The organism is Archangium sp. (genome assembly GCF_057119385.1).
In genome coordinates this window covers 65,258-75,491 of sequence record NZ_DBNGVP010000134.1, presented here as the reverse complement: position 1 = coordinate 75,491, position 10,234 = coordinate 65,258, and the positions used below count along the sequence as shown (strand labels likewise).

7 protein-coding genes and 2 pseudogenes are annotated in these 10,234 nt (G+C 69.7%); 4 read left to right on the top strand and 5 right to left on the bottom strand.

The window, feature by feature from the left end:
* The 4 genes and pseudogenes from AC16DP_RS32855 to AC16DP_RS32840 all read left to right on the top strand — a co-directional run.
* Positions 1–579, top strand: a pseudogene (locus AC16DP_RS32855) (hypothetical protein); the annotation flags it as partial.
* Positions 576–1,916, top strand: coding sequence for a hypothetical protein (locus tag AC16DP_RS32850; protein ID WP_329731977.1), 1,341 nt, complete (start codon positions 576–578; stop codon positions 1,914–1,916). The pseudogene AC16DP_RS32855 and the gene AC16DP_RS32850, both read left to right, overlap by 4 nt.
* 748 nt (positions 1,917–2,664) lie before the next feature.
* Positions 2,665–5,784, top strand: a complete 3,120-nt coding sequence (locus tag AC16DP_RS32845) for a serine/threonine-protein kinase (RefSeq protein ID WP_329731976.1) — start codon at positions 2,665–2,667, stop codon at positions 5,782–5,784.
* Between the two features lie 21 nt (positions 5,785–5,805).
* Positions 5,806–6,687 carry a sigma factor-like helix-turn-helix DNA-binding protein gene (locus tag AC16DP_RS32840; protein WP_329731975.1) on the top strand — a complete coding sequence of 294 codons (882 nt, stop codon included), beginning with the start codon at positions 5,806–5,808 and terminating at the stop codon, positions 6,685–6,687.
* Here the strand turns inward: AC16DP_RS32840 and AC16DP_RS32835 are convergent.
* From AC16DP_RS32835 to AC16DP_RS32815, 5 genes and pseudogenes are all read right to left on the bottom strand, one after another.
* Positions 6,659–7,057, bottom strand: a complete 399-nt coding sequence (locus AC16DP_RS32835; RefSeq protein WP_329731974.1) for a Sec-independent protein translocase subunit TatA/TatB — start codon at positions 7,055–7,057, stop codon at positions 6,659–6,661. The genes AC16DP_RS32840 and AC16DP_RS32835 overlap by 29 nt on opposite strands.
* A gap of 42 nt (positions 7,058–7,099) precedes the next feature.
* Positions 7,100–7,303: a twin-arginine translocase TatA/TatE family subunit gene (tatA, locus tag AC16DP_RS32830; RefSeq protein WP_329731973.1), complete on the bottom strand. Its 204-nt coding sequence runs from the start codon at positions 7,301–7,303 to the stop codon at positions 7,100–7,102.
* Between the two features lie 116 nt (positions 7,304–7,419).
* Positions 7,420–8,352, bottom strand: coding sequence for a glycoside hydrolase 5 family protein (locus AC16DP_RS32825; protein ID WP_329731972.1), 933 nt, complete (start codon positions 8,350–8,352; stop codon positions 7,420–7,422).
* Positions 8,353–8,579: 227 nt separating this feature from the next.
* Positions 8,580–8,966: pseudogene (locus tag AC16DP_RS32820) on the bottom strand (DUF8189 domain-containing protein); the annotation flags it as partial.
* A 367-nt stretch (positions 8,967–9,333) separates the two neighbouring features.
* Entirely contained in the window at positions 9,334–10,179 is an 846-nt protein-coding gene (locus AC16DP_RS32815) for a hypothetical protein (protein ID WP_329731970.1), read from the bottom strand.
* Between the last annotated feature and the right edge of the window lie 55 nt (positions 10,180–10,234).

Below are 10,234 nucleotides of genomic sequence, written 5' to 3'. Positions count from 1 at the left end.
GAGCGCTTCAGGGAGGTGGAGCAGGGCAAGGCCAGCAAGGGCACGCTGAAATGGGAAGGCTACGAGAAGCTGCGCGGGTGGTTTGCCCGGGGGCTGGCCTTCGAGCGCGACATGGTGAAGCTGCTGCAAGAGGACGCGCTGAAGCCTCGGGCCGAGCGCCTCTTCCTGGGGGACTTCGACAGGCCCCGCCTTGAAACGCAGGTGGGCGTGCGCAAGCCGGGCACCGGCCTGCGCTTCGCGGACGTGCTCGTCATCGAAGAGGGAGGAATTGGCGGAGGGCCACGGCGTGTGGAGGCGTTCAGCTTCAAGAGCCGTGACCTGTCTGGACTGAGCGAGAGAGCCCTGAACACACAGATGATTGAGGACGCGAGGGAAGCTTTGCAGAAGTACGGAGAGACGTTGGACATCCGCCGGGACTCCCTCCAGTCCCTTTTCCCTGAAGATGGCAAGGTGCCTGTCCAGCGGGTCCGCCTCGTCTACGAGGGCGGCAAGCTCAAGCCCACCGATCTAAACAGGTTGAAGAGAGCCGTGGAGGCAACCAAGGGCAAGGTCCCGGGAGTGGAGGTGTTGGTCGAATGAAGGCGCTGAGCGTGCATGATCTGAAGCCGGAGGACAGCCTCCTGCTCATTTTCGACCCTGCTTTCGAGTCGAAAGCGGCGCTGAAGAGCGAGTTGGAGCCTTTTTTCCAGGCGCTTGAGAAGTACTCCGACGGTTGGATGCCGGACGTCATTGAAGGCAAGCGGCGGCGCAAATACGCCCGTGCTGCCATCTGGAAGGCGCTGGAAGAGGAGCGGGACGAGAACAGCACATCCATCGGGCTCTACCGGACGGAGTGGCCCGCGCTGGACATGTCGTTCGGGCTCTGGTTCCCACCGCTGCCTCCCAGACTGAGGGTCTTCATCGAGATAAAGCCGGTCTCCTTGTTCTCGGAGACGACGCGCTGCAGCCAGTTCGTGGAGATGGTGCGCACCTGGGCCTCCAGCTACCCGGTCTCCCACGCCATGGCCCACAGCACTGATGACCTGAATCTGGCCGGCTCTCCCAACTTCGGCCGCGATGATGAAACCCTGTTCAGAGATGGGTTCGACAAGATCTACATGGTGTGCTGGCTCAACGTCTTTGGCCCCAAGCTGGTGGAAGCCGTGGGGCGCGAGCGCATGCTGTCCACTCCGGCTCACCGGGTGGAGGAACTGCCCAACGGCTCTGTCCTTGTGGTGACACGGCCCACCGTGGCGGATTTCGCCAGCAAGGAGGCACGGCGCGCACAGGCCCTCGCTCACGCCCACCTCCGGCCGGACCTTGATTTCGACACCGTGTTGCGCACCTTGCACGAGCGCAGTGCCATGCTCGCCCCCGTGGAGCCCCGCTTCCACCCGGACCTGGTCCCGCTCCTCTCCCGTGTGGTGGACCGCGCCGCCAGTCACGAGCGCCAGCGGCGGATTGCCGAGCTCAACGCGTGGTGTCCTCCCGAGCCCGAGGAGTGGCGCCCCGCCGGCTCCGCTCTACCTCCGGATGTGGACAACCCGCAGCGTTCGCTCGAGCATTACAGCAACCTGGCCGAGCATCTCGTGGCGTTGCTGCACTCGGAGGTGCCGTCCGTCTTCAAGGCCACGCCCGAGTCGCTCACGGATGCCGACTTCTACTTCTGGCGCGAGGAATTCCCCAAGAGCCGCCTCCGGGAAGCCATCGACGAGCACGCGGTGCCCGCCATTGGGGCGTACCTGGGAGAGGTGCTGGTGCGCAACCTGGGCGGCCGGTGGATTCCGCGCCAGAGGCTCGAGGAGGCCCAGGTCCTCGTGGGCAACCGCGTGTGGTTTCCCTTCGTCCGGGCCCGCAACTACATGCGCTCGCGGCAGTCTCTCCTGGACTGCTCTCTCACCTGGCTCTACCGCGTGGCCGAGCGGCACCGGGGCTGACGGGCGAAAGGACACGGTGTCTGCTGCCCTGCTCGGCAGGCACCCACCGTCCTGCGGCCCCTTACGGGAACGTCACGCTGCCCGGGGGGGACGGTGCGCTGACGCTCGGCGTCCCACAGGAGGAGCGTGTACGTCCCCCGGCATTCCTCGCCGTGGCGGATACCGTCACCACGACGCGTCCAGGTAGCTCGCCTCTCCTGGTGCGGCGGGAAGGATGGGGACGGACTGCCAGACCAGCGCCGGCTTGAGCGCCTCACGCTTGGATCGTAGGGCTCTCGTGCCCTCGTCCCGGCTCTGTTCTACCGAGCGTTCACCACGTAGCTGGCCTCCAGGGCCGCGAGCGCCCCGCCCCCCTCCCCGCCTGGAAACGGGCCACGCTGTCGCCCAGGACCGTCCACGCGGTCCAGGAGCCGCTGCTCGCCGACAGCTGCGTGCGGATGTGCATCAGGCCGTTGTCGCCGCGGACGATGATGGCCAGCCGGCCGTCGTCATAGCGGGATGCCGTCGAACTGGTAGGGCTGGTTGTGATTGGAGAGGCCCTCCGCGCGCACCACCGCGAGGAGCGTTACCCATCCGTGACGCCAGTTCCTGAAGTTCTTGTCCATGAAGGGAGGGCCTCTGCTCGAAAAGGGAGGGGGTGGAAGTCCGCCCCCCCACGACAGATCCCGGCCCCGGCCGTCCCATCCCTTTTTTTCGCGGAATTTCCGTGGAATATTTCTCACGGTTCTTCCCTGATAACCGGTCATCCATGTCCGCGTGCCCCGACGAGAACGAGCTGGTGGAGGGCGCACAGGGGCTCCTGTCCGCGGAGGCCAGGGCCCGGTTGGAGGCCCACCTGGACAGGTGCGCGGCCTGCTGTGCGGTGGTGGCGGGGCTGAAGGAGGACACGCCCCCGCCGGTGAAGGACAGCGGGCGCCTGGCGCCGGCCGAACCCGGCGTGGCGCTCCAACCAGGAGAGCGCGTGGGAGGCTACGTGCTGCTGCGCCGCGTGGGCGAGGGCGGCATGGGCGTCGTCTTCGCCGCGTATGACCCGGACCTGGACCGGCAGGTGGCGCTCAAGCTGCTCAAGCCCGGGGCGGTGGCGGACGCGGAGGCACGGGCGCGGCTGGTGCGCGAGGCCCAGGCGCTGGCCCGGCTGTCCCACCCGAATGTCGTCACCGTGTACGACGTGGGCACGGACGGAGACACCGTCTTCCTCGCCATGGAGCTGGTGCGGGGGCGGACGCTGCGCGGCTGGTTGGAGGAGACCCCCCGGCCCTGGCGCGAGGTGCTGACGCACTTCCTCCAGGCGGGCCGGGGCCTGGCCGCCGCGCATGCGGTGGGGCTGGTGCACCGGGACTTCAAGCCGGACAACGTGCTGCTGGGAGATGACGGGCAGGTGCGCGTCACCGACTTCGGCCTCGCCCGGGCTGGCCCCGCCCCCGAGGCCGCCTCCGGGCCGCCCGCGGAAAACGTCCTCCTCCCGGAGGAGGCGTCACGCCGGGGGGACAGCGTCGGTCTCCGGCTGGGCACGCCCGCCTATATGTCCCCGGAGCAATGGCGGGGTGAGCGCGCGGACGCGCGCAGCGACCAGTACAGCTTCTGCGTGGCGCTGTACGAGGCGCTCTTCGGCCAGCGGCCCCCCACGGCCAGCCCGGCCCGGACGCGGACAGGACCCGAGGCGGGGCCCCCCGCGCGCGGCCTGGGCGTCCCCGGAGCCGTGCGGCGGGCCGTGCTGCGCGGACTGGCCGAGGAGCCCTCCGCGCGCCATGCGTCCCTGGACGCACTGCTGACCCGGCTCGACTCCGCCCTGCACGCGTACCGCTGGCGCTGGGCGGCGGCGGCACTGGCGGCGGGCGTGGTGGCCAGCATCGCCACGGGTCTCGTCCTGGAGCGGGGACACGCCGCGCGGGTGTGCACCGGCTTCGAGGCCCGGCTGGCGGGCACCTGGGACGCGGCGCACCGCACCCGGCTGGAGCAGCGCTTCCTCCAGAGCGGACTGCCGGCCCCCGGCGAGGCCTTCCACTCCACCGCGCGCGCCCTGGACGCGTATGCCGAGGCCCTGGTGGCCCAGGAGCGGCAGTCCTGCGAGGACACGCACGTGCGGCGATCCCAGTCCGAGCGGCTGATGGATCTGCGCGCCGCGTGCCTGGACGGCCGGCGCCAGGCACTCCACATGTTTGTGGCGCTGCTGCAGGAAGGGGAGCGGGAGGCGCTCTCCCGGGGACCCGAGGCGGCGCGGCAGTTGCCCTCGCTCTCCGCGTGCGAGGACCGGACCGTGCTCGCCCGCGTGGATCCGCTGCCGCAGGAGCCAGGGGCCCGGGCCCGGGTGGTGGCGCTGCGCCAGGAGCTGGACGGGCTGCGCGTGCGGTGCGCGGCCGGCTTCTACGCGCGCGAGCTGCCCCGGCTGGAGGAGGTGGTGGCGGAGCTGCGCGGACTGGAGCACCGGCCCACGCTGGCGCGCGCGCTGCACCTGCTGGGCGAGGTGCAGGGCACCGCCGGGCACTTCGCCAAGGCGCGCGAGGTGTTGGAGGAGGCCGTGCGCGTGGCGGAGGCCGGACACGACGACGAGACGGCCGCGCACGCGTGGAACCGCCTCCTCTATACCGAGGGACATGGCCTGGGCCTGGTGACGGAGGCCCAGCGCACCGCGCGCATGGCGGAGGCGGCCCTGGCGCGGCTGGGGCCCGAGGGCGCGCCGGAGGTGGCGGCGGAGATGCACCGCTTCCGCGCCAGCCTGAGCCACCGGCAGGGCGAGTTCGCCCGGGCGCTCACCGACTGCGAGCAGTCCCTGGCCCTGCTGGAGCGGGTGCGTGGGCCCCAGGACGTGGCGCTCACCGACGCCCTCACCTGCATGGGCCTGGTCCTCAACGGGCTGGGGCGCTACGCCGAGGCGGCCGGACACTACTCGCGCGCCCTGGGACTGGTGGAGGCCGTGTACGGGCGGGATCACCCGGTGCGCGCGGTGCACCTCAACAACGTGGCCACCGCGCTGCGGTTGCAGGGGAAGGTGGCCGAGGCGGTGGCCCGCCAGGAAGAGGCGTTGGCCCTGGGCGAGCGGCACTTCGGAGTGGCCCACCCCAGCACCAGCATGATGCGGGTGAACCTGGGCGACGCGCTGGCCAAACAGGGCCGGCTGGAGGAGGCGCTGCCCCACTACGAGCGGGCCCTGAGCATGCTGCGCGGCGCGGACGGCGAGCACCTGCGCGCGGCGGCCGTGCTGATCAGCCTGGGCAACGCGCGGGCGGACCTGGGGCAGTTGGAGCAGGCCCGGGTGGCCTACCGCGAGGCGCTCGCCCTCCAGGAGGCACGGCTCGGCCCCCGGCACCCGGACGTGGCGCTGTCGCGCAACAACCTGGGCTCGGTGGAGCTCGACGCGGGCAACCTGGACGAGGCGCGCGCCCACTTCGAGGTGGCACGCGAGCTGTGGGAGGCGGCGCTCGGCCCCAACCACCCGAAGGTGGCCAGCGCGCTGCACAACCTGGGACACGTGGAGCTGCGCCGGCACCGGGTGCGCCAGGCACTCGTCTACCTGCGGCGGGCACTGGCGATGCGCGAGAAGGCACTGGGCGCGGAACACCCCCGGGTGGTGCAGACGCTCGGCCTGCTCGGCGCGGCGCTGGTGGAGGGAGGGCAGCCCCAGGAGGCCCGCGAGCTCCTGGAGCGGGCCGTGGCGCTCTCCACGCGCCTGGAGCTGGCCCCGGTCGACGTGGCCCGGGTGCGCTTCGCGCTCGCCCGCGTCCTCTGGTCCTCACCCGGGGAGCGGGAGCGGGCCATGACCCTGGCCCGCGAGGCCCAGGCCGCCTATGAGCGGGGCAAGTCCACCCACGCGGCCTGGTCGCGGGAAGTCCGCGACTGGCTGGCCACCCGTGCGGTATCCCGAAGGTAGGCTGTCGTGCTGGAGGTGCGCATGCCGTCCGAGCAGACCGAGTCCTTCCTCGCCCATGCGCCACCGGCGCTCGTCCCGGCGCTGCGGGCACATCCCGGCCTGGAGGCGGCGCTCGAGGGCCTCGTGCGGGAGGCGCGCGGTGCCTGGCCGCAGGTGGACCTGGATGCCGGGAGCTTCCTGGAGCACGTGGCGGGGCACCTGCCCTCCTCGGGCGAGGCCGGTGAGGTGCTCGCGGGCCTGCGCGCGGCGGATCTCTTCCTCGCCTTCGCCTGCCTGCGAGGTGACACGCGGGCATTGGAGGCACTCGACGCGCGGGTGCTGTCCCAGGTGGGGACATGGCTGCCACGCGAGCCGCCCTCCCGGGTGGATGAGCTGCGGCAGTTGCTGCGCCAGCGGCTGCTCGTCCCGGAAGGCGGAGCGCCACCGAAGCTGGCCACCTACTCCGGCCGCGGCCCGCTGATGCAGTGGGTGCGCGCGGTGGCGATGCGGCTCCTCGTGGACCAGCATCGGGCCACGCCTCGGGAGGTGCCACTGGAGGAGGCACCGGCGGCGCTCATGGCGAGCCTCAGCGTGAACCCCGAGCTGGCCATCATGCGCCAGCGGCACCAGGAGGACTTCCGCGTGGCCTTCCGCGCCGCGCTGGAGCGGCTGGAGGGCCAGGATCGCAACCTGCTGCGGCTGCACCACGTGCACGGGCTGTCCGTGGACTCGGTGGGGGCGGTGTACCAGACGTCCCGCTCCACGGCGGCGCGGTGGATCGTCCGGGCCCGGGAGCGGCTGCTGGCGCTCACCCGCGAGGAGCTGACCACGCGGCTGGGGCTGACGCCCGACGAGCTCAACAGCCTGCTGCGCCTCGTCCAGAGCCAGCTCGACGTCAGCCTGGCGCAGCTCCTGAAGGACTGACGGCGCCCGGCAGGGGCTCCACGCCGGGCAGGACATCCGTCACGGACGGAGGGGCGAGGCCCTGGGCGGTGCCGGAGACGGGCACGGGCTCGACCGGCACGTCCTTGTAGTGCAGGAGATGGCCCTCTCCCTTGCCCGGAGGCGTCAGCAGGGGCTGCGCCGGCGGCGAGGACGCCTTCTCGCGGTCGAGGTCCTGGTCCATCGTGTACATCTCGCGCTGCACCACGGAGCGGACCTCATCCGCCTGCCGGTGGAACTCCCGCAGGTACTTGCCCACGACTCGCGCGAACTCGGGGAGCCGCTGCGGTCCGAGGACGAGCAGCGCCGCCACCGCGATGAGGATGAGCTCGCCAGCACCGATGTTGAACATGATCCGATGGCTCCAAGGGCAATCGTCTGGGATTGTCGCGCCTCAGCCCCGATGGCTGGCGTGACGGGCGCCTACGGTCTCCTGGAGCTTCTTCTCCTCCTCGGAGGAGGCCTCGCCACTGAAGCCGCGCTTGAAATTGCGGATGGCGCTGCCCAGCGAGGAGCCCAGTCGCGGCAGGCGCGAGGCCCCGAAGAGGAGCATCAGCACCGCCAGGATCAACAGAATCTCGGACATCTTCAGACCCATCGCACGACTCCTCGAGACACCACGGCGAGACACCACGGCGATACCCCACAGCGGACAGCCTCCGAGGACCTGGTGCCCCGGAGGCCGTCTGAATCAGACACCCACCGCCGGCATCATCACCCGGTGATGGACTTGTAGCCGCGATCGCCTTCCGGATAGATGCAGTACGAGGGATCCGGCGTCAGGTTGGTGGCCAGGTGGTAGTAGGCCGAGGCGATGTTGTTGGCGGGGATCACGGGGTTGCTCTGGGACTTGTGGATGAGCCCGGCGTTGCGCTGCCCCTTGGTGTACTTGTCGAGGTTGCCGTTGAGGCCGAACTCCGAGAGCACCCACTGCTTGCCGGAGAAGTACTGGTTCATGAGGGGGACCATGCGCTGCAGGTCACCCGAGTTGTACCAGTCGTTGTAGCCGTAGACGTGCCAGCCGATGTAGTCGCACTTGCGCATGACATCCGCGGCGATGGCCATCCAGCGGCCGGGGTTCGCGGCGGCGGCGGGCGTGAGGCCCGGGCTGATGAGCTTGGCGTTCGGGAACACGCTGCGGCAGCGCGCGATGCACTGGTCCAGCCAATAGCGCCAGTTCCAGATGAGGTTCTCGTCGGTGCTTCCGCTCTGGCCGTACTGGTTGAGCCAGGCGCCGTTCGGCTCGTTGCCGATCTCGATCCAGATGCTGTTGCGCGCGTTGTACCAGGGGGTGATCTCGTTCTGGACCGCGTTGGGGTCCGGATAGAGCTTGTTCGTCCCCAACGAGTTGGTGCCATCGCCGGTCACCGTCCGGACGATGACGACGCGGGGGAAGGAGACACACCAGCCGATCTCGGAGCCCAGGTTGGGCATGCCCCAGCCGGTGACATACTTCATCAGGTTGTAGCCGCCCTGCGCGTAGCAATCCCAGACATAGTCCCGGTTGGGGGCGTAGGTGAGGACGGGGCCGTGCGCGCCCGGAAAGATATCGTGCGCCTCGCTGGTGCCCGGCAGCCCGGTGGCGGCCACCGCGGCGGCTCCCGCGGCCAGCTTTCCAAGGTCACGACGCGAAATTCCATCACTCATGGTCTTCTCCTTGTCACGGAATAGAAAAGAGGCTTCAAGAGCCGGATTCCGCCTCAGGAAGCGAAATCACGCAAAACGTTATCTGCCTGTCTTCAATTCCTGTCAAGAGCGGCTGATCCATTCCGCCTTCGCGCATGGAATGGATTTGTATTGCACAGCGAACAAAAGGGCTCCTGTCCCACCGGGACAGGAACCCTCGCGAAGACAATGATTGAGAGACGAGAGGCCTACGGCTTGCCGAGCAGCTCCCAGGCGTTGGTCCAGTTGCCATCCACCTGCAGCTGCACCTGCCGGTAGAAGCCCTCTCCTCCCACCACGTAGATCTCCAGGTTGTTGAGGTTGTTGTTCACCACCGCGGGCGCTCCCTGGATGGTGCCTCCCATCTCCACCCAGCCCGTCCACCCCGTCGTGGTGTGCTGCCAGATGTGGTGCGCGCCCTGCCTGTCATTGCGCACGAACACCTCGATGCGGCTGTTGGCATTCCTGCCCGCCGACGGTGCCGCCGTGAGCACTCCGCCCAGGTTGCCCCACGCCGACCACGCCGTTGCCGCCGTCGTCGTGTGCCAGGCATGCGCCATGGCGTTGTCCGAGCGCCGCACGTACACCTCCAGCCGCCCGTCCCAGTTGGTGCTTCACGTCCGTGGCGACGGCATCGATGCGCTGCGTCACCTCGTCGCTCGGCGGGAGCTCCGTCTCCCCACACGCGGCGGTGAACAGGGCCAGGAGGCCGGCAAGAAGGACTCGACTTCGCATGGGAGGAGGGCTCCGTCATCGGGGGCCCCGGGAAGAGGCCCACGTTCCATTGCCCGCGATGACGGACCCTCCTGATTTTCGTCCCATCCGGCCCGCGCTTTTTTCGCCGGGCCCGAGGAGAAATGGGCCCGTTCACCCAATCATGGGGCTCGCGGGCAACTCGAGGGCCGTGGCCCGAGCATCCTCCCTGGACTGGAGTTGCTCATGGGGCATCCCCGGGCAATGCCACTACGCGTCGAGGATGTGCTGGTAGAAGCGGCGCTGCAGATCGCTGAAGACCTTGAAGCCGGAGACGATCAGCTCGCGCGCCTCGTTCTCGGTGCGCGGGCCGGCGTAGAAGGCCAGCGCCTCGCGCAGCGCCACCATGCCCGCCTCGTAGTGGCGGTGCTCCACGATGGTGTGGAGCGACATCCACAGGTAGCGGTTCACCTCCACCTTCTTCGTGCCCTCCAGCTGCCGCACCAGCTCCGGGTAGCGCGTGCGCAGGTACGCGTCCACCACGTTGAACTCCTCGTGCGCGAAGAACTCCAGCCCGGTGTGGAAGCCGAGCGCCGCCATCACGTCGTCCAGCGTCCGCTCGGCGAAGAAGCGCGTGCGCGCCTCGGTGAGCAGCTCGGACACGCGCGGGGTGAGACGCTGCTCGGTGTCATAGTGCGCGGCCTTCAGGCCGAAGTAGTCCATCACCCCCCGGAGGAACTCCTGGGCCAGGTGCTGGTGCACGAGGTTGCGCGGGGACACGTGGTACTCGTCCGCCGCCGCCTCCGCCACGTACGCGGCGATGCGCGCGTTGCGCATGGCGCAGAAAGCCACCGGCTCGCTCCGGTCCAGGAACAGGCCCGGCGACAGGTGGATCAGCCCCGCCAGCAGCGGCACCCGCGCGGCCAGGGCGTCGTTGAAGAGCAGGAAACGGTGCAGGAACTGCACGAGCTGCGCCTCGCTCTGGATGCCCTCGAGGATCGCTTCCAGCTGGCGCTTGTTGGAGGAGCGCTCGATGAGCTGGAGGATGTCCTGCTCGATCGGGCTCGCGGCTTCCGCCCCGGTCATCGGCGATACCAACGACACTGCCTGGCTCATGCTCCGCTCTCCGTTCCCGCACCGGTCGCGACGAGCAAGCAGCATACCCGTCAAT